This is a genomic window from Streptomyces sp. MBT65, from assembly GCF_016612545.1.
Taxonomy (GTDB): Bacteria; Actinomycetota; Actinomycetes; order Streptomycetales; family Streptomycetaceae; genus Streptomyces.
Genome location: NZ_JAENRY010000262.1, coordinates 1 through 20,015 on the forward strand (window position 1 = coordinate 1; position 20,015 = coordinate 20,015).

General features: G+C 71.2%; 13 protein-coding genes and 1 pseudogene. 4 read left to right on the top strand and 10 right to left on the bottom strand.

What is annotated here, in order from left to right; translation table 11 throughout:
* Window positions 1–79 precede the first annotated feature (79 nt).
* From JHN63_RS39275 to JHN63_RS39310, 8 genes and pseudogenes are all read right to left on the bottom strand, one after another.
* Window positions 80–1,792 (bottom strand): ISL3 family transposase, encoded by a 1,713-nt coding sequence (locus tag JHN63_RS39275; protein WP_307782090.1) that lies wholly within the window; start codon window positions 1,790–1,792, stop codon window positions 80–82.
* 48 nt (window positions 1,793–1,840) lie between these two features.
* Entirely contained in the window at window positions 1,841–2,245 is a 405-nt protein-coding gene (locus tag JHN63_RS39280; protein ID WP_200689891.1) for a hypothetical protein, read from the bottom strand.
* Between the two features lie 358 nt (window positions 2,246–2,603).
* Window positions 2,604–3,860, bottom strand: coding sequence for a TIGR02679 family protein (locus JHN63_RS39285; protein ID WP_200689892.1), 1,257 nt, complete (start codon window positions 3,858–3,860; stop codon window positions 2,604–2,606).
* Window positions 3,857–8,014, bottom strand: a complete 4,158-nt coding sequence (locus JHN63_RS39290) for a TIGR02680 family protein (RefSeq protein ID WP_234478371.1) — start codon at window positions 8,012–8,014, stop codon at window positions 3,857–3,859. The genes JHN63_RS39285 and JHN63_RS39290 overlap by 4 nt, the downstream gene beginning before the upstream one ends.
* Window positions 8,011–9,240 (bottom strand): TIGR02678 family protein, encoded by a 1,230-nt coding sequence (locus JHN63_RS39295; RefSeq protein ID WP_200689893.1) that lies wholly within the window; start codon window positions 9,238–9,240, stop codon window positions 8,011–8,013. The genes JHN63_RS39290 and JHN63_RS39295 overlap by 4 nt, the downstream gene beginning before the upstream one ends.
* Window positions 9,237–10,832: a TIGR02677 family protein gene (locus JHN63_RS39300; RefSeq protein ID WP_200689894.1), complete on the bottom strand. Its 1,596-nt coding sequence runs from the start codon at window positions 10,830–10,832 to the stop codon at window positions 9,237–9,239. The genes JHN63_RS39295 and JHN63_RS39300 overlap by 4 nt, the downstream gene beginning before the upstream one ends.
* Before the next feature lie 455 nt (window positions 10,833–11,287).
* A pseudogene (locus tag JHN63_RS39305) lies at window positions 11,288–11,665 on the bottom strand (ATP-binding protein); the annotation flags it as partial.
* 93 nt (window positions 11,666–11,758) lie between these two features.
* Window positions 11,759–12,136: a hypothetical protein gene (locus JHN63_RS39310; protein ID WP_200689895.1), complete on the bottom strand. Its 378-nt coding sequence runs from the start codon at window positions 12,134–12,136 to the stop codon at window positions 11,759–11,761.
* A gap of 156 nt (window positions 12,137–12,292) precedes the next feature.
* Here JHN63_RS39310 and JHN63_RS39315 point away from each other — a divergent pair, with 156 nt between their 5' ends.
* Complete coding sequence (locus JHN63_RS39315) at window positions 12,293–12,847, top strand: GNAT family N-acetyltransferase (protein ID WP_200689896.1); 555 nt, start codon at window positions 12,293–12,295, stop codon at window positions 12,845–12,847.
* A 444-nt stretch (window positions 12,848–13,291) separates the two neighbouring features.
* The gene (locus JHN63_RS39320) at window positions 13,292–14,296 is read left to right on the top strand and encodes a chitinase (protein ID WP_200689897.1); all 1,005 of its coding nucleotides are present in this window, start codon (window positions 13,292–13,294) and stop codon (window positions 14,294–14,296) included.
* 112 nt (window positions 14,297–14,408) lie between these two features.
* Here the strand turns inward: JHN63_RS39320 and JHN63_RS39325 are convergent, their stop codons facing one another.
* Window positions 14,409–16,031 (bottom strand): cellulose binding domain-containing protein, encoded by a 1,623-nt coding sequence (locus JHN63_RS39325; protein WP_200689898.1) that lies wholly within the window; start codon window positions 16,029–16,031, stop codon window positions 14,409–14,411.
* Window positions 16,032–16,366: 335 nt separating this feature from the next.
* The gene (locus tag JHN63_RS39330; protein WP_200689899.1) at window positions 16,367–17,482 is read right to left on the bottom strand and encodes a serine hydrolase domain-containing protein; all 1,116 of its coding nucleotides are present in this window, start codon (window positions 17,480–17,482) and stop codon (window positions 16,367–16,369) included.
* A gap of 175 nt (window positions 17,483–17,657) precedes the next feature.
* Here JHN63_RS39330 and JHN63_RS39335 point away from each other — a divergent pair, with 175 nt between their 5' ends.
* Both JHN63_RS39335 and JHN63_RS39340 read left to right on the top strand, forming a co-directional pair.
* A complete protein-coding gene (locus JHN63_RS39335; RefSeq protein ID WP_200689900.1) occupies window positions 17,658–18,539 on the top strand; it encodes a GyrI-like domain-containing protein in 882 nt (293 codons plus the stop codon).
* Between the two features lie 226 nt (window positions 18,540–18,765).
* Complete coding sequence (locus JHN63_RS39340) at window positions 18,766–20,001, top strand: MFS transporter (RefSeq protein WP_200689901.1); 1,236 nt, start codon at window positions 18,766–18,768, stop codon at window positions 19,999–20,001.
* Window positions 20,002–20,015: the final 14 nt, after the last annotated feature.

A 20,015-nucleotide genomic window follows, 5' to 3' on the forward strand; every position in this document is an offset into this window, starting at 1 on the left:
ACACGTTACTTACCGCCCTCTCAGGACCGAACACTGCCATCGTGGCCGCCACCGCTCTGCGCGAACGGCCTTGGGACGCCTACGCGGCATCGCCCTTTCGGATCAACATGAGGCCATCCTGCCACGGGTGGGCGGCTGCTCGCGCAGTGTTACGGAGCAGGATCATCTTGCGGAGGAGTTCAAATCCGGCTCGGCCGTAGAGCTGGCGCTTGATCTTCTTGATGCGGTTAACGGCGCCCTCGATGCTGCCGGAGCTCCAGTCGAGAGTGAGCCCAGCTATCACGGCGTCAAGGTCCCGCAGAAGGTGGAGCGCGAAGCCGGTGAGGCCGGGGAGCTGGCTGTCGTCGACTGCGTCGATCCAGGTGGGGAGTGTGGAGCCGAGGCGGTCGGTGACTATCTCGCCGAAGGCGCGGACGTGTCCGGCGGCTGTGTCCAGTTCAGGGCAGCGTGCAAGGATTTCCTTCAGGCCGGCCCGGTCTTCCTCGGTCAGCGTGGTGGGATGTCGGGTGAGCCAGCCGGTCACCTGACGCACCGTCGGAGTTCGGGGTGGCGTGCCGGCGGGAGTCCCGCGGAGGGTGGCCATGTGGGCGCGGACCATCTGGTAGGTGACGGGCGCGTTGTCGGCGACCAGTTCGCTGTGGAGCTGGGTGACGCTGGTGCATCCCGCGGCGAAGCGTCGCTCCAGGTAGAGCTTGTAGGGGTCCAGTCTGCTGGGGCGGGGCCGGTTTTCGCGGATGGTGTCCTGCCAGTTCGCGGCGTTCGCGTATCTGAGCACGGTGTTGAGGCCCCAGCCCAGGTGCCGTGCAATCGCCCGGCGTGAGTGACCTTGAGCAAGAAGCTCGTGGACCTGGGCATGTGCTGCCTTCTTCCGCTCGGCCCGTCGGCCGACGGGCACCGAGTCGTCCTGCGGCAGACCGGAAGCCAGCCGGGTGGCCTCCGGCAGGAAGCCGCTGGGCGAAGGATTGCTCAGGCAGTCGCGATGGGCGGCGACGCAGGTCTCCACGGCGCGGCCGAGGCTCTGCCACAGATGGAACCGGTCAGCGACCTGCAGAGCATCAGGGGCACCGCGGCGGGCACCCTCGGCATAGGCGCCTGCCCGGTCCCGGCAGATGATCTCCACGCCGGGGTGACGGACAAGCCATGCGGCCAGCGGTCCGGCTTCACGCGTCGGGAGCACATCGACCACGCGATGGTCTTCGACGCTGGTCAAGACCGTGGAATACGTCTGGCCGCGACGGATCGCGAAGTCGTCCACGCCCAGCACACGCGGCGTGCTGAACGCGGGATCGGGCAATGCAATGACCCTGCGTAACAAGGTCATCCGGCCAGCTCCGAAGCCCATCTGGGCAGCCAGCCGGGCGCCGGCCCGCCCGGCCAGCGCGAGCCCCACCCGTTCCAGGGCACGGTTGAGCCGCGTGGTGAACCGTGCGTGCGGGGCGGCCAGCCGGGAGAACGGCTCGGCGAACGTCCGGCGCGGGCAGTCCGCCGCTCCGCAGATGAAGCGCCGGACCGTCAGCCGGATCACGAAGCCCTGCTCAGCGAGTGGAAGGTCCCTCAGCCTGCGCTGGTATCGGTCGTGGACCCGTCCCGAGAACCGGCCACAGTCCGGACACGCAGCCCCGGCCGCGCGGCCTGTCGCCACCACCTCGACCATGCCGAACGCGGCCGTAACCACCTCGACATCCACATCATCGATCCCCTCGAACACCAGCGAGCCCCAGAACGGCGCATCGGTCTGCATGACCAGCACCATCACCGTCCGCAACCGACCGCAGCAGCGGTCGGCGGACACCTCAGGGAGCGTCAATTTCGTCCGTGGGATGACAAGGCGTACGCCGTCTCACACGAACCCGTCTCCTCGCAATCGAACGTCGAGGTAACGCTCCGCGACGACTCCCCAAGATCTGTGCCAGAACCGGGTTTCGGCGTCGAAACGCTGGCCGACATCACCTAGGGCGGCGCCTGGCACATCGGCGTTCTTGCCGCCCCCGGCATCCCCGAGATGCTCCTGGCCGGCCGCGAACGCGAATTCCTGGGACAGTTCGCATTCCCCGCCTTGAGCGCGACCCCCGGAGCGATCACCGACGCCGACATCGAGGAGTTCGCCCGCACTTACGCGCGCCCCGACGGCTGGCGCGGAGCGATCGGCCTCTACCAGTCGATGCTGCGCGAGGGCCCCGAAATCAAGGCTCTCGCCGGCACACACGGTCTGACCGTGCCCGTACTCGCGGTCGGCGCGGGCCACGGCTCCTTCACGGCCAGCACCATGTCCCAGGCCGCGGCAGCCGACGTGAACTCGATATCGCTTGACGGCGTGGGCCACTACGCCGCGATGGAGGCCCCGACGAACTGGCGAAGGCCGTTCTCACATTCGTCACAGACGTCGATGCCGTCTGACGTCGGCATGGTCGGAGCCGTCGCCGTGGCTGTTCCCGTCGCTGACGCGCCGCCGACACGCGTGGTGCCGACCTGGCGGCAGGACGTCCCGGCCGCGACGCGTGACGCGTTCGTGCGTAGGGCCGAGAGCGTGTCGGCCGGGATGCGGTCCTCTCAGCCGAAGACGTCCAGCAGGGTGACGTCCACGTTCGACCGGCGCGACGACCTCAGGGCCCCAGATCGGCCAGCAGGACGTCCAGGACCGTTTCTTCCTCGATGCGCACGCCGAGTTCGGCCAGCGCCGCGGCCAGGTCGGGATCCCATGCCGCGGTGGCCGGTGGTCCGGTCAGGAGCGGGGCCAGAGGTGTGGCGGCGGCCGCGGTGCGGTAGTCGGCGGCCGTGTAGTGCCAGGGCTGCCAGGGGACGCGGCGCAGCAGCGCGTCGGCGATCCGCAGGCCGCCCCAGTCGAAGTCGCCGTGGTAGCGGAGCGTGGATCCGTGGGAGTGGAGGTGGCGCAGCAGGGTGAGGGCGGCGGCCGAGGGCTGGCCCTGGAGACAGACAAGGGGCGGGCAGGCGGGGCCGTGTGTCTCTGCCGCGGTGGCCAGGACGGTCGGGTTCTCACACACGTAGACGATCCCGGGCGCCGTCCTCGGCGGGTCGTGGGTGAGTTGGCGAAGCGTCAGGACGGCCGGTTCGCCCGCGTCGGTCATCCAGTCGAGAGCGGGGGTGCCGCGCAGGCCCAGGGTGAGGACTGTGGAGGAGAGGGCATCTCTCAGCAGGCCGGCCGAGGCCCAGGCCTCGCGGCGCCATTCCGCTCCGTTCCCGTCGGGGAAGCCCGTCAGGGCACGGATGCCGGACAGGACGATCGTGGCGAGCGGAGTTCCGTCGTCGAGGGCGTGAGCGTTGCCGAGAGCGGTGGCGGCGAAGGCGGGCAGGGACACTGCCGGTTGGGCGGGCAGTGGCCGCAGGGCCGTCGTGGCGTAGGCGAGCAGGACCTTCGCCGCGTGCGGGGTGCGGGCGAGGCGGCGAACGAGACCGTCCGTGCGCAACTTGTGGGCCCACTCGGCCAGTTCGGGCCGCAGCACGGCCAGCGGGGCGTACGCCTCCTGCCAGGCGTTCGTCTCCTGTTCGCGTACGTCGGCGAGCCGGGCGACGGCGCCGGTGAGGGTGGTGACGGCTGCGGCGAGGCCGTCGGGGCTGATGCCGGAGCGGCGCAGCACGGTGTCCACCGCGTCGAGGCGCACGGTCAGTGAACGTCCGGCGCGTGGGGTGCGGCCCAACAGGCGTTCGGCGGCGTCGCGTTCGGCGCTGGTGGGGGTGGTCAGGGTGAGCGGGCCGGTGATGGGTTCGTCCCGCTCCATGCGGCGCCGGACGCGCTCGACCAGCCAGGCCAGGCCGGGGTCGCCGAGCAGTCTGCCGAGGCGGTCGAGGTCGATGTGCGGGCCTGATCGGTCGGGGGAGCCTGGTTGCCCGGGCCCGTTCATGCCCACAGCCGGTCGTGGCCTGGGGCGGTGTCGTCGGTGGGTACGGGTGCCCCCGCGTCGAACTCGGCGGCCGGGGGAGCCGTCTGGGCGGGGAGGGTCGTCAGGCGGTGGTCCGGTTCATCACCCCGTAGGCGATCGGTTCCGTCCCATTCCCAGCGCGTCACCAGGACCGCGGCGATCTCGTCGACGCGGGAGAGCTGGGCGATGGCGATGCCGGGGACCTGGGGATAACACGCCCACTCGCGTTCGCTGGTCATCACCACGTCCAGGTCGAAGGCGTGCAGCAGGCCCAGGCACTTGGCCCGCGAGTCGTCGTCCACGCCGGCGAACGCCTCGTCGAGGGTGACCAGGCGCGGTGCGTCGGGGGCGGCAGTGGCGTAGTGCGAGGAGGCGGCGGCGAACAGCGGTACGGACACGGCCAGGACGCGTTCGCCGCCGGAGGCGGGGCCGGTGGCCGGAACCCAGGCGCCGTTCTGGTGGCGCTCGATGCCGAACTCGTGCCAGGACCGGTAGTCCAGCGCCGCGGTGAGCACTTCGAGCCAGCTGCCCGCCGCGTCGTCGGACTGCCGACGGGCGATCTCCGCCTGGAGGAACTCTCCGACCGCCGCCCGGTCCTCGGGTGCCCAGGCGTCCGCGGACTGGCGCAGGCGCTCCCGTGCCTGGGCCAGCCCGGTCGGCGCCTTGCGCGAGGAGCGCCACACCAGACGCAGCTTCATGCCGGTGGACGTGGGCCGCTCCAGCAGCTCGGCGTTCATGGCCCGCACCTGCCGCTCGGCGGCGGCGATCAGCTCCTGGAGGGTGCCCGCGACCTCGGTGAGCAGGTGGGTTTCGAGGATCTCGCGTTCGTGCGCGGACAGGATGTGCGCCAGCTCGGTCACCTCGACGGAGAGGGCCGCGGCCAGGTCGGGCACGGTGCGCCGGCGGCCCTGGTAGACGATGTCGACGACCATGCCGTCCTCGACCATGCGGGCGGTGGCGGTGTGGCCGCCGCGGGAGAGGGCGTCCTGGAGTTTCTTGTACTCCTCGCTGAGCCGTTTCTGGACGCGTTCCCAGGCGCCGTCGGAGTCGTCGGTGCCGGACGGGCCCGACAGCTGCGCCTCGATGGCGCGGGCGAGTGCGACGGCGGGGGTGGCCGCCCACGGTCCGCCGTCCAGTGGGGGCAGGGCCGCCTCGGGCAGGGCCACGGCCAGCAGGCCGGTGGCCGCGAACCGCTGGAGCGCGGCGATCGCCTCGGCGCGGGATGCGGCGGCCTCGTCCACGTCTTTTTCCAGCTGTTCGATACGGCCCTCCGCATGGCCGACGCGCCGGCCGGCAGCGGTGTGCTCCTCGCGGGAGCGGCGCTGGTCGCGTTCGCAGGCGACTAGGGCCTCGGCGGTGGTGGCGAGGCGCTGTTCCAGCTCCGCGACGGCGGCACCGACCGTAGAGCGCAAGGTGGTGTGCCGTTCGTCGGCGGCGGCCGCCAGATGGGCCGCCTCCTCGGCCCGCAGAGCCAGTTCCGCAACCCGCGCGCCCGCAGCATCGGCTTCCGTGCGCTCGTCGGTCATCGCGCGTGCGGCATCTGCCCGTTCACGCAGGGCGGGCCACAGAGCGGCCAGGACGGCGGCGTGGTCGGCCAGCGCCTGGCGGACGACAAGCAGCTGCGGACGGTCGGCGGGCAGGTTCACGGCCGCTGCCGTGTCGGCGAGTTCGGTGACGGCCTCGGCTTCCTGCCCGGCCGCCGCGGCCAGGTCGGCCGAGCGTTCGTCCTGGCGGGCGCGGGCTCGGTGGGCGGCGTCCGCGGAGGCCGCGGCCAGGGCGTGTGCGTGGCGCAGGGCTGCGTCGTCGGGAACGGCGGCCAGTTCGGCATCCAGCGTGCGGCGGCGTTGGGCCACTGTTGCCCGCTGGGCCTCAAGCTCGTTCAACTGGCCTGCCAGAGCGTCCAGTTCGCCGCGCAGAGCGGCGATCCGGGCCCGGCGCGCCTCTTCGCGGGCGCCCTCGCCCACGTATACGGCGGCCTGCTTCGACCAGCTGCCGGTCAGTGCTCCGACGCGGAAACGGCCGTCCGTCGCCACCCATGTGTCGCCGCCGGAGCCGAGCCCCACGGCGGCCAGCAGGCGCGCCACCGGCTGCTCGCCCACCGCCGCGGCGCCTGGATCGCCGTGGTCGACTGCCGGGCGCATCACGTCGCCGAGCACCGGACCGGTGAGCGGGGAGCCCGGTGACAGGAGGACGTCGTGCAGGTCCGCATGGAGGACGGTGCCGTCCGGGCACACCCAGGCGTCCAGCATCCCGGAGGCCTCCAACGCCGCCTCCAGACCCGCACGTTCACCGGCGGCGACGTGATCGTGGAAGTCGACCAACCGCCACAGGGGCGCTCCGGGCGCCTGCTCACGCACGCCGGGAGCACGCGTGTGCGGTGCCGTGGGACCGCGCTGACCGCCGGCCTCCAGGTCGGCCAGCTCCCGCTCGCCCTTGGAGCGCCGGGTGGCCAGCTCCGTCAGCCGTTGACCGAGAGCCGCCGCCCGGTCGGCCAGGTTGGCGGCCCGCGCACGGTGGGCGTCGGCGGCATGCACCCGCGTGGGAGAGGGACCCCGCAGATGCGTGACCCAGTCCTGCAGACCGTCCAGCAGGCCCACGGGGTCCTGCGGGGTCAACTCCTCGCACACGTCGAGGTGTTCGCGTACGGCGGCGACCAGTTCCCGGCCCGCCCGGACTGCGGCGGCCTCCGCCTGGGCCTGCCGCTCGGCGGTGTGGCCGGCCTCCGTCTGGGCTTCGTCCAGCCGCCGGGCGGCGGCGCGCCGTTCGTCGGCGGCCTCCTCGGCGCGGGACGCCATCTCCTCCACGTGGTCGACCGTGCGTCGCCTGCGCGCCACCGACTCCTCGGCCGCCCGCCGCAGTTCGGCCTCCGGCGCGCCCTCGATGCGCAGGCCACCATCGAGGCGGGCGGCCGTGGCCGCCTCCCGCTCGCGCGCGAGCGTGTCCGCGACCTGCTCCTCGGCCGCCGTGAACCGTCTGCCGGCGCTCTCCATGCGGCCCAGGGCGCGGGTATGCGCCTGGGCGGCCTGCTCCCGGTCCGCCTCGGTGCGGGAAAGCTCCCCGGCGGTGCGGCGCGCGTCCGCCGCCGCCTGCTCCAACTCCCGGGCGCTGCGCATCTCGGGGCCCGCCCGCAGCGCGGCCTCCTGCGCCGTCAGCCGTGCGGCACTCTCCTCCAGCTGCGCGAGCCGCACAGCGATCCGCTCCCTGTCCGCCTCCGCCTGCGACCGCTCGGTCTGGGCCTGGGCGAGGTCGCGGTTCAGCTGTTCGTAGCGGGCGTGTTCGTGGCGGGGGAGCCGCGCGCGGCGGCGGGTGGCGACGCGGGCGTAACGGCGGTAGTGATCCAGGAAGGCGGAGGCGGCACGCTCGGCCTCGGTGGCCGCCCGCAACTCCTCCTTCTCCTCGTCCAAGGACCGGAACGCCTCGGCCACATCGGCGATCACCGCCTGGTCCATCGGCGGCAGCGCCTCGGTCAGCGCACGCGAGAGAGCCGTTTCGTTGGGCCGCTTCGACAGCTGCGGCTGGCGCAGCTGGACGAGCAGGTCCACCAGGGCCGCATACCGCCGCTCACCCAGACCGAACAGCGCCTCGTCCACTGCCCTGCGGTACGCGGTGGCCGTGTCGTACACCATGCCGCGCCCGGTGAGAGCCTCCGCGAGCCGGTCGCGCGACAGCGCGGTGCCGGTGGCGTCGAGCAGACTGAGTTCCGGTCCGATCCGCTGGTCGGTGACGGCGTACCAGTGACGGGCGATGCCGCGCCCCGCCACCGCCTTCAGGCCGCAGGCAAGGGTGAGGAAGCGGTCCTCTCCGCTGGCCTCGTCGTGGCGGCCGAACTCGATCCAGGTGTAGCCGAGCCGCTCGGGGTAGGGATGCTGCCCGCCCAGCAGCAGGTTCCACTCCATGCGTTTGCCGGGGTCGGCGTCGGGCTCCACGCGGCGCGCGGACAGGTCGCCGTCCAGAAGGAAGGGCAGGGTGAGGGCGAGGACCTTGGACTTGCCGGTGCCGTTGTTGCCGCGCAACAGCAGCCGACCGTCCCGGAACCAGAACTCCTCGGTGTCGTAGTAGAAGAGATCGACCAGGCCGATGCGCAAGGGACGCCACCGGCCGGGCGCGGGGGTGGGCAGGGCGGTCACGGCGGTCATGCCTTTCGCTGAGAGGTACGAGGGGTGGGGACTCCCGGATCCCGTACGACGGTCTCGCCGACCGCGTACCGGGCCAGTGCGGGCAGCGGGGCGACGCCGCCCGGTGCGACGGTGACCAGGCCGAGGGAGGTCAGTTTGGTCAGAGCTTGATCGACCAACTCCGCTTCCGCGCCCGGTTGTTTGGCGCTCTTGGACCAGAAGCCGCCGTGTTCGGTGGCCAGTTCCCGCACCCGTCGCTCCAACTCGCCCCGGCCGACCATGCCGTCGGCGGTCGCGAGGTACTCGGCGAGCAGCAGGGTGACGTGTCCGTGCGTGCCCTGCTCGGGCATCCGTACGTCGGTCAGGTCGTCCAGGGGGTCGACCATGGCGATGCCCTCGGCACGCACCTCGGCGACCAGACCGGTCAGTTCGGTGATCCGGGCGGTGATGAACGCGCGCTGACGGGTGAGATAGGCGAGTTCGTCGTCGGTCAGCTCGGCGTAGTACAGCACCGGGTCGTCCAGCAGGCGCCGCGTCAACCGTTGGCGGATGGCGCGGAAGCGCAGTTCGTCGCTGTCCAGCGCGCTCTCGGAGGTCAGTTCGGACAGACGGTCCTCGAAGTCGTCCGCGGTGATCATCGACGGGCCGTGGCGGGCGGCGAGCAGTCCGGCCAGGACGCGACGCTGGACGTCGTAGAGCACATCGCCCGCCCCGCTGACGTAGGCGTCCTCGTCCCCGGCCACCCGTCGCAGCACGCCGTAGTGCATGAGCAGCCGTACCACCGACGCCAGATCCAGCCGCTCCTCGCGCCGCTCCAGCGTGAACTCGATCCCGGCGGCGGCAAGATGGGGATCGGCTGCGTCCAGGACCACCTGTTCGGCGAGGCGGCCGAGCGCGATCTGTGCCTCGCCGCGCTCCAGTGCGGCCAGCGCCAGGCACAGCAGTACATAGCGGCGGCGGGTGAACGGTGCGCGGGCGCGGGAGGCTTCGCGGGCCGGATGGGTGGGGTCGGCCAGTGTGCCGGGTGCTCTGCCCAGCCGCGCCGTCTCCGTGTCCACCCGCAGGGGCCAGCCGGTGTTGCGTTCGAACCAGTCGCGCAGGTCGCCGGAGTGCCGGCGTACCAGCCGGAACTCCTCCGCGTGCGAGCCGTGCGCGAGCAGCAGCGGTTCCTTCAGCAGCGCGCGGGCGGCCTTGTGCAATTCGGCGGTCCGCCGGCCGTCCAGTACCTCGCCCAGGGGTGTGGTCATGACTTCTCCCTGCCAGAAGTGGCGGTGGCGCGCGTCCGGCCGGTTCGGGTGAGATCGGTGATCTGGACCAGGTGGTCGGGGCCGCGGAAGGTGCCGCCCGGGGTGCGGATGCCGGCCCTCGTGCCGTCCGTCAGTGCCGTGAGCCGGATCTCCATCGTGCCGTCGTTGCTCGTGGCGACGGTGGCCGTCATGCTGGGGCGCCAGGTGGCCAGGGCGTCGCCGAGCAGCTGAAGGAACAGGCCGAAGGCGAGCGGGTCGAGCTCGCCGAGCGCGGACAGCCTGGTGGTGCCGTCCGTCGCGAGGCGAGCGCGGGCGTTCGTGATCTCCTGCGCCTGCCGGGCGGCGATCTCGGCGAGGTGTCTGCGTTGCTCCGACCGGTCCTGCACCCGGCGGGTCCTGCCACGCCGCTCGTAGCTGCCGGTGCGCCGCAGCTGCGGGCTGATCCGCAGCGGCTCGGCCTCGGCCCACGGGACGGAGGCGGCCACCGGGTGGGCGGCGCGCCGGTCGAGGGTGTCGGCGTCGACGGTGAGGTGACGTGCGGGATACAGCCCGAACGCGGCACGCCACAGCCGGTGCCGCGCCGCGTCGTCGGGGGCCTCGGCGAACCAGCGGGCCAGGGTGCGGAAGTCCGCCGAGCGATCCGTGCGCCCGGCCCGTCGCTCGTTCAACTGCCTTACGACTGACAGCAGTTGAGGGATGGCGCCAAGAGCGCGGCCGCGCAGCAGACGGGCCTGCGACTCGCGGCCCTCCGCCGACACGAACCAGGCGGCCAGCCCCGACCACCTGTCCACCCACCGCTCATACGCTCGCGCCTCCGCGCTCTCGGCCTCGCCCGGGGCGGCATCGGCGGCCTCCCGGGCTGCCGCCAGCCGCAGCAGCACGCCGACCCGGCCCTGCTCCTCCAACTCGCCGATGAGCAGGGTGATCCGCCCGCCCAGGGTGATCAGGTCCTGGATGAACCGCTCCAGGTACTGGATCAGGCTGTCCTTGTAGGCGAGGAACACCTCGATCTCCACGCCGTGCAGGTCGATCGTGCGCTGCAGGGACCCCATGAAGGCCCGCGCGTTCTCCGCCAACGCCTCGAACCGGCTCGTCAGAGCGGACAGCGCCAGATGCGCCTTGGCCGGATCCGGCTCGCCGTCCTCCTGCTCGGCGGCGATCACCAGCAGAGCCCGCAACTGGGTGACGATGTCGTGCAGGGCCACCGCCTGCAGCGCACCGCGCCGCCCCAGCGCCTCGTCGTACACGGACAGCGCCTGCTCGGCTGCCTCACCTGCCTGGGTGAGTTGGTAGATGAAGCGTTTGCGGTAGAAGTCCTCGACCGCGGTGACCCGGGAAGTGTCCGGATCCGCCCGCAGATTGCCCCAGTCGACAAGGCTGTCCAGCGCCTTGATCACTATGTCCACGTTGGCGGGCCGGTGTTCCGGCGGCAAGGCCGCGATCACGTCCTCGGGCCGCAGGTGCACGGCGAAGCGCTCCTTGGCGGCCAGGAACGCTCCCATCACCCGGCGATAGAGGGCTGCGTTGGGCACGGTGAGATGAGCGAAGGGCGTATACCCGGCCCGTGCCGCTCCGGAAGGCGTCGACGTCATCGTTCAGGCATTCTCCACGACGGACACCTCGCTGTGGCAATCGTGGCCTGACCCTCGCGCAGGGTCACACCGGAGCGGGCCGACAAGCGCGTGCCGCTGCAGGGCGGAGGTAGGGAGGTCTGGCCGGTTCACGTGAACCGGCCAGGTCGGTGCACCGCTACCGAGCTGTGAGGATCTCGGCTTGCCTGTCGTCGGCTCGGTGGACGAGGCGGGGTTCGTCGTCGACGCCTGGCGACCAGTGGGAAGCTCCGCCCGTCCAAGCCTCCTGGCACCGCTGCCGCTCTTTGTACCCAGACGCCCGAGCCACCTCCTTCGCCGGCGAGGAGGGGCGACGCGTGCGCCCAGTCGCAGGAGGCCTTCCGCCGGGCGCCGGGACGCTGATGACCTTTTTGGCGCCCAGGAGTCCGCCCCTCGCCGGGATCTCCAGCCCAGCGGTGCCGACGGAACGGGGACGTTCACGTCGGCAGCGGCAGCTCCGCCCAGATGGTCTTTCCGGTGGGCGTCTGCCGGCTGCCCCAGCGGTCCGCGAGCTGGGCGACGAGCAGGAGCCCGCGTCCGCCCTCGTCGAAGGAGCGGGCCCACCGCAGGTGTGGGGCGGTGCTGCTGCCGTCGGAGCCCTCGCAGACGAGTGCGTCGCCGCGCAGCAGGCGCAGTTCGATGGGCGCGCTGCCGTAGCGGATGGCGTTGGTGACCAGCTCGCTGACGATGAGCTCGGTGGCGAAGGCCAGCTCGCCCAGTCCCCAGACGCTCAGCTGGTCGCTCGCCGTGCGGCGGACCCCGGCGACGAGGGCGGGATCCGTGGAGAGCCGCCAGGTGCGCACCCGGTCGACGTCGTCGCCAGCGCCGTACTCGGAACGGGCGCGGCCGCCGCTGTCCTGGCAGCTGCCGCGCACTGGGAAGGTTCGGGCGGCTGATGTGTGCTGTCGTCACTCGATCCAAGGGGCAGCGGCTTCGTAGGTGGTGTCCGGGGAACTGTTGAACGCGATGGCCGCAGCGGGTGCGTGCCGCCGGATCAGGTGGATGACGAGCTCAAGGAGTTCGACCTGGTCGTCCGAGTGCCGCAATCCACCGCCGACGGTGACGCACTCCCACGGACGAGCTCGCAGCGCACTCCCGACGGCAGCTTCAACGTCGTCACTTTCATCAATGCCGATGAGGCAGGTCTCCACGCCCACACCGTGTTCGGCGAACGTGGCCAGCCCCGCCTCGATCGCCCTGGCTGCCGGCTCAGGGTCCCACGGCCCGGGCACCCGATACGGGTCAAGCCCGATGACGAGGACACGCGGTGCGGGAATGGTGGCCATCTCCGGACGATACGTGCCGAACGGCTCACGAATCAGGAAGTGATGCCCAGCCGGATTTCGCAGCCGTGTTCGCCCGCGTCTGCGGCGGGATGTTGTGCGTGGACGAGGCCGCATAACCGTTTGCCGCAGGTCGTCCCGCTCCGATAGGAATCTCGCATGCTGAAGGGTGACAAGGTCGGGCTCAGGGCCCGACACGAGGACGACATCCCGATCCTGCACGCGGAGCTCTACGACGACGTGGTCACCCAGGCACGGGCCAATGGCCGGCCGTGGCGGCCGGTCTTGCCGGGCTCGAAGATCTCGCAGTTCGCGGTCGACGACAAGGAGCGGGGACATGAACCCTTCTCCGTGGTGGAGTTGGATTCCGGCACCCTGATCGGCAGCGCGGTGCTGTGGGGCATCGACGACCACAACCGGACCGCCCACATCGGCCTCGGGCTGCTGCCCGCTGCCCGTGGCAAGGGCTACAGCACCGACGTGGTCGCGGTGCTGTGTCACTACGGCTTCGTCGTCCGCGGCCTGCACCGGCTGCAGATCGAGACGCTGCCGGACAACGGCGCGATGCTGCGCTCCGCCGAGCGCAACGGCTTCGTCCGCGAGGGGGTGCTGCGTTCGGCGGCCTGGGTGATGGGGGAATTCGTCGACGAGGTGCTCCTCGGGCTCCTGGCCGAGGAATGGAAGCCGGACCCGAAGAACAGGACCGGTAGCTGACCGGAGGCGGGCCCGACCGCGACCCGACTCCCGTCCTGTCGCCCGGGAATGCACGGTGGGGCGGCGTGGTTGGAAGGACCGTGGGAGTGGAGGGGACAGTGTCCCCGGGCCTCACCTATTGCCTGCGGGGACGATCGTCCGGCTGAAGCCCCGCAGAGCACATCGCCGCGTAGGCGACCGCCCTCCATTCCCGCAACGAACAGACGTGGCCCCGAGTGCTTCGATCGCCTCGGGGCCGCGGTATGTCCTCTCCTGTTTCAACTGGCCGTCGGGACAAGGGTGTAGCCCTTCGCCAGTTGTTGCCGCGGGGGTTGACGGGTGCATTGGTCTAGGCCTTAATGGCTTCAGCTTGTTCACATGAACGGAGAATGTTCATGAGCATGAACAGGCGTGGTTTCCTCTGCCCCCACCGGCGCACCGGGTGCGCCGCGTCTTGGAGGACTCATGCGTCGAAAGAGCAGCTACACCCTGGCCGTTGCCGTGACCGCCGGTGCGGCGGTGGCAGCCGTCGTAGCCCCCTCGGCATCCGCCGCCCCGACGGCGGCGAACCCCGGGCCAGGCTTCCCCGCCCGCTACTCGGCACCGTACGCCGAGACCTGGAACTCCCCGTCCGCCCTCGCCAACGCGCGCAATGCCACTGGCCAGAAGTACTTCACCCTCGCCTTCGTCATCGCCGGAAGCGGCTGTAACGCGACCTTCAACGGTGACACGTCCATCACCGACTCCTCATGGACCTCCGCCATCAACTCCACGAGGGCGGCCGGCGGCGACGTCATCGCCTCCTTCGGTGGCGCCTCGGGCACCGAACTGGGTGTGGCCTGTACCTCGGTGTCGTCCCTCAAGGCTCAGTACAAGCGGGTCATCGACAGCCTCAACCTCACGCGTGTCGACCTCGACATCGAGGGCTCGACCCTCAACAACACGGCTGCCAACGACCGACGGAACAAGGCCCTGGCGCAGTTGCAGAGCGAGTACGCGACAGCGGGGCGCCGGCTCGACGTCCAGTACACCCTCCCGGTCGACCCGACCGGACTGGAGCAGAACTCGATCAACCTGCTGAACAACGCCAAGAGCAACGCCTTGACGGTCAATCTGGTCAACATCATGACCATGGACTACGGCCCGACCATGGACATGGGCAAGGCGGCCACCGGCGCGGCGACCGCCCTGCACGACCAACTGGGCCGGATCTGGACGACCAAGAGTTCCGCGCAGCTGTGGGCCATGGAGGGGAACACCCCCATGATCGGCGTGAACGACACCACGGCCGAGGCGTTCACCACCGCCAACGCCACCACGCTCGCCAACTTCGCAGCCAGCAAGGGCATTCAGGAGCTCTCCTTCTGGTCGCTGGGCCGGGACAAGGCCTGCGCCACCAATGGTCAGCTGTCCGACACCTGCAGCGGCACGTCGCAGAGCGCGTACCAGTTCACCCGCACGCTCCGCTGACCCGGTCCGGGCGATCCCTGGGGCCGGCGGAGTGCGACGCACAGCGGCCCCAGGGATCGGTGGGTGGTCGGTCACGCAAGGCGCCCACGGGGGAGCAGGAGACCTCGGGGGCTCAGCCCGCGTACGTCGCGAACAGTTTGGAGAACTGGTACGGGGTCTGCGGGATGTTCGTGCACTGGCTCAGGGCACCGGTGCAGGCGTTCCGGTCGCGGGTGACGTCCCAGAAGCCCAGCTCGCCCAGGTGGTTCTGGCGGGCGAAGGTGAGCACCTGCTGTGCGTCGGCGACGGTGAACACCTCGCCGGCGGTGTCGTTCTGACCGAGCATCGGGGTGAGGCCGACCATCGCCCAGGTCTGGGCGGTGGTGAGGCTCGGCCATACCGAGGCGATCTGGGCGCGGGTCGAGGTCGCGGCCTGGATGGCGTAACTGCCCATCTTCCCGGCCGGGTTGGGCGCGGCGCTGTCGCCGTAGTCCATGGCCATCAGGTTGACGGTGTCGACGTTCAGGTTGTGCGACTTGGCGGAGTCGAGGATGTAGACGCCGTCGGCGGTCAGGCCGCTGGGCAGGACCGGGAGGGTGAGCGTGACCTTGAGGTCGCGGCCCTTGGCGCGCTGTGCGGCCTGGACGGCGGCGACGGCCGTCGAGCGCCGGTCGATCGAGGCGTGGTCGACCGCCGCGGCGCCCTCGATGTCGAAGTCGACGCGGTCCAGGGCGTAGGCGTCCACGACCTTCTGGTACTGCGCCTGGAGCGCGGTCGTGCCGGTGCAGGCGAGGGCCAGTTCGGTGCCCGACGCGCCACCGAAGGACGGCCGGACGTCACCGCCCATCGCGCGCAGCGAGTCGAAGTCCGCCCGGTCCCAAGCCGCGCCCGGGTCATAGGAGTTGAACCAGCTCGCCGAGCAGCCGGTCGACCCGGCGGTGATGAAGCCGAGCGAGAACTGCCGCAGCCCGGTGTCCGTGGCGATCTGCGTGAGGTTCGGCGTCGGGTAGGACCCGAGGTCGATGAAGGGGGCCGCCACGCCGGGAGTTGTCCCACTGCCCGCGGTCGCGGTGAGCGTCGCGGAGTGCGCCGACTGGTTGTTGGAGTCGTCGAGCGCGGTCACCGAGAAGCTGTGGCTGCTGCCGGGGAGCAGGCCGATCACCTTGAAGGTGGTGCCGGTGCCCGAGGTCGTGGCGATGACGTCGTTGCCCTCGTAGACGCGGTAGCCGACCACGCCGACGTTGTCCGTCGAGGCGTTCCAGCCCAGCGTGACGCTGCCGGGGCCGGTGGCCCGGACGGCGAGGCCGGTGGGGGTCGAGGGTGCGGCGGTGTCGGCGGGGACGCCGGCGCAGGGGCCGTTGTTGATCAGGCAGGCGCTCGGCAGGACGACCGATCCGGTGTAGCTGAAGTCCATGCCGACGACGGGTGCGGAGTCGCCGGGGGCGAGCGGGGCCTCCCAGGTGGGGGAGGTGATCGTGTACTGCGTCCCGCTGTGGGTCACCGTGCCGTTCCACGAGCTGGTGACGGCCTCGGTGGCGGGCAGGGTGAAGGTGATGGTCCACGAAGTGACCGTGTGGGTCGACTTGTTGGTGACCGTGTAGCCGCCCTCGAAACCGGCACCCCAGGTGGAGGTGACGCCGAAGGCGGCGATCAGACCGGTGTTGTCGGCCGCGTGGGCGGCCGGGGCGGCCGTCGTGGCCATGCCGCCGACCATCAGGGCGGCGGTCAATGCGGCGCGCAGCGACGCACGTCTCATGCGGTTGCTCCTCCGTGGGGCGAGGCCGCGCACGGCGTCGCGCCGGTACGCGGATTGCGGTGCCCTGCACGCCCGTCGCACGGTGCGGAGGTGCGGTGGGGAGGAGCCGTGCGACGTGATCAGGGCGGGGTGAGACAGGGGAAGACCGTCGAACGGCGAGTCGAGAAGTTAATCGGAAACTTTCCTTACATCTGTGTGCGGTACGAAGCGTGGCTGCCCGCGTCGGCCGGCGTCAAGAGATCTGGGAAAGATTCGTCTAGACCAATTTCGGCCTCGGGGGCGGGAGTTGCCGCGGGAGCGCGGGAGGGGGAGTCGCCGCCCCCTCCCGCGGATCGTCACCCCAGTCCGCTGTAGGCGGCCATGATGATCTCCATGCCGCGGCTGTCCTCCTGCTGCTCGCGGTCGATCATCTGGTTCATCACGTAGGCCACCGTCATCCGTGCGTCAGGGTCGCTCGCGACCAGCGAACCGCCCCATCCACCCCAGCCGAACATGTTGCCGAACTTGCCGAAGCCCACGGTCCAGGCCATCGGAGTCCGCAGCACCCGGTCCTCGCCGCGGAACACCTCCTGCCACGCTGGCTCGCAACCCTCGGGGGAGAGCAGCCGTACGCCACCTGCGGAACCCCGGTTCGCCAGTGCCGACTGGACGAGGGCGACGGACCGGGCGTTGCCGAAGCCGTTCACCGCGGGGAGCTGCGCGCGGCGCCAGGCAACGGAGTTGGCATCCCTGACCCGGACCGCGACACCGTCGTACTCCCGACGTGTGCCGTCCGGTCCGGGCGGTGCGGTGGGGGTGTACTCGTCGGTCAGTGACGGCGGCGGGATGAGCGGTGCGACGCGGCGGTCGTCGTCGGCGGAGAGCCCGATGTGGAAGTCCGCGCCCAGCGGTTTGGCCACCTCCTGCGCGAAGAAGTCGCCGAGGGTGCTGCCGGTGATGCGGCGGACGATCTCGCCGATCAGAAAACCGAAGGTGAGCCCGTGGTACCCGGCGGCGGTTCCCGGTTCCCACTCGGGGGCCTGCGTGGCCAGCCCCGCCGTCACGCTCGGCCAGTCGTAGAGGTCCTCGACCGCCGTCGGCCCGGACAGGTCCGGCAGCCCGGCGGTGTGGGACAGCGCATGGCGTACCAGCAGACGCTCCTTGCCCGCCGCGGCGAACTCGGGCCAGTAGGCGGCGACCGGCGCGGACAGATCGAGTCGGCCCCGGTCGGCCAGGACGAGCGCGCATAGGGCGGTCATGTTCTTGGTCGTCGAGTTCACGCACGTGAGGGTGTCGCGCTCCCAGCCGACGGTGCGGTCCGCGTCGGCGTACCCGCCCCACAGGTCGACCACCGGTTCACCATCAAGGTAGACGGCGACCGAGGCGCCCACATCGTCCTTGTCGAGCGAGGCCGCGAGGGCCGCCTCGACCGCGGCGAACCGCGGTTCGCACAGCCCCTTAACATCAGTCATGTGCGCAAGCCTCAGGCAACGCCGAGGCCACCCGCCCGACAATTCCCGCACGGCTTCTGTCGGGCAGGGTGCGAGGAGATCACCTAGATCTGAAGACGGCCCGGCCCGCAGGACCAGTTGCCGCAGCCGGGTGCGATGTCCTACGGGCAGACTCCGGGAAGAGGGACGGACACACGTGCTGGAGCGGCTGAATCAGGCGCTGGACCACCTGGAGGCCTGCCTCGACCGGGAGGTCGACGTCGCCGAGGCGGCTCGGATCGCCGCCGTGTCGGAGTACCACTTCCGGCGGTTGTTCTCCGCCCTCGCCGGGATGCCGCTCCCGGTCTATCTGCGGCGCCGGAGGATGACGCTCGCCGCGGCCGAGGTGTTGGACGGTCAACGCACGCTGCTCGATGTCGCGGTGCGATACGGCTACGGCTCGGGCGAGGCGTTCGCCCGGGCGTTCCGTTCGGTGCACGGCATCGGTCCGGGCGAGGCCCGACGCACGGGCGCAGTGCTCACGGCACAGCCGCGCATGTCGTTCCGCGTCGTCGTCGAAGGGAGTACGACGATGCGGTACCGGGTCGTGGAGAAGGAGGCGTTTCGGATCGTCGGCAGGTCCTCGCGGGTCCCGCTGGTCCACGAGGGGGCCAACCCGGCCGCCACGGCGCACCTGGAAAGCCTGGACGCGCGGGCGATCGTACGGATGAAGGAGCTGGCCGACCGGGAACCCGAGGGGATCGTGTCGGCGGCGGTGTATCTGACCGACAGCCGGGAGGAGGGGGCCGAGGCGGACTACTGGATCGGCGTGGCCACCGGCCCGGAGACGGTCGCCGGGGAACTCGACGCCCTCGACGTGCCCGCCGGGACCTGGGCGGTCTTCGACAACGACGGGCCCTATCCGAGCGCGCTCCAGGCACTGTGGCGGGACGTGTTCACCCAGTGGTTCCCCTCGAACCCGTACACGAGCCGGCCGGGCCCGGAACTCCTGCGGACGCAGCCGGTGGAGATCGGCGCGGAGACCCACTCCCAGCTGTGGATCCCGGTCGAGCGGAGCAGCGGTGACGCCGGCGCGTGAGCACCGGTCCGCCGACGGGCGGGGATGCTCCAGTTCGGCTTGACCTCACGGCCGGGCGAGCGGCGCCCGGAGCGCTCGTAGACTCTTCCTGCCCCCAGGGGCGCATCGGGCAACGGCGGCCGAGGCGACAGGTTATAGAAACAGGGCGAACCGGACGCATCACGGTCCTGCCCTCCTCCCCCGCATCCGCATGCAGACCGCAGCCCGTGAAAGGTATTCGCGCCCCATGCCACTGGCCCTGCTGGCCCTTGCCCTCGTCGCGTTCGGTATCGGTACGACCGAGTTCGCCACGATGGGGCTGCTGCCCCAGATCGCCGACGGCGTCGGCGTGTCCGTACCGCACGCCGGCAACCTCGTCTCCGCCTACGCGCTCGGTGTCGTCGTCGGGGCGCCCGTCCTGACCGGCATCGGCGCGCGCGTCGCCCACAAACGGCTCCTGCTCCTGCTGTCCGCGATGTTCGTGATCGGCAACGTCGCCTCCGCTCTCGCTCCGAACTTCGGCCTGCTGTTCGCCGCGCGGTTCCTGGCGGGCCTGCCCCACGGAGCACTGTTCGGCGTGGGCGCCGTCGTGGCCTCCCGGCTGGTCGCCCCCGAACGAGCCGGGCGGGCCGTGTCGAGGATGTTCCTCGGACTCACCATCGCCAACATCGTCGGCGTCCCGGCCGGCACCGCCCTCGGCCAGCATCTCGGCTGGCGGTACGCCTACATCGGCGTCGCCGTCATCGGCCTGGTCGCGCTGGCCGCACTGGCCGCCTTCGTCCCCCATCAACCCCGCGGCAACCAGTCCGGCATCCGCCACGAACTTAGGGCGATGGGCAACCGGCAGGTCGCCCTCGGCCTGGCCACCGCCGTCGTGGGATTCGGCGGCTTCTTCGCCGTCTACAGCTACCTGGTGCCGATCCTGACCCACGTGACCGGCCTCGCCGACTCCTCCACCACCTGGGTCCTGGCGCTCTACGGCATCGGCATGACGCTGGGCACACTGATCGCGGGCCCGCTCAGCGACCGGGCCCTGCGCCCGACGCTGTACGGGGGCCTCTTCCTGCTCGGCGCGGCGCTCGTGGCGTTCTACTTCACCGTGCACAGCACCGTCCCCGCCCTGGTGACCCTCGTGTTCATGGGCGCGATGGGCGCGCTGGTCACCACCCCCGTGCAGATGCTGCTCATGGCCAAGGCGAAGAACGCCCCGACGATGGCCGCGGCCTCCAACCACTCCGCCTTCAACCTGGCCAACGCCGGTGGAGCCTGGCTCGGCGGCCTGGCCATCTCCGCCGGCTGGGGCTGGGCCTCACCGGCCCTGGTCGGCGCGACGCTCGCCGCGGCAGGCCTCGGCCTCGCTCTCCTCTCGGGCCTCACGGATCGCGACACCGGCAGCTCCGCACTGATCACTTCGTCACCGGGCCGGACCCCGGCGGAGCCTTTGTCGACGACGTCCCACACGTCGAGCGGTGGCGACGCCTGAAAGAGGCGGTACGG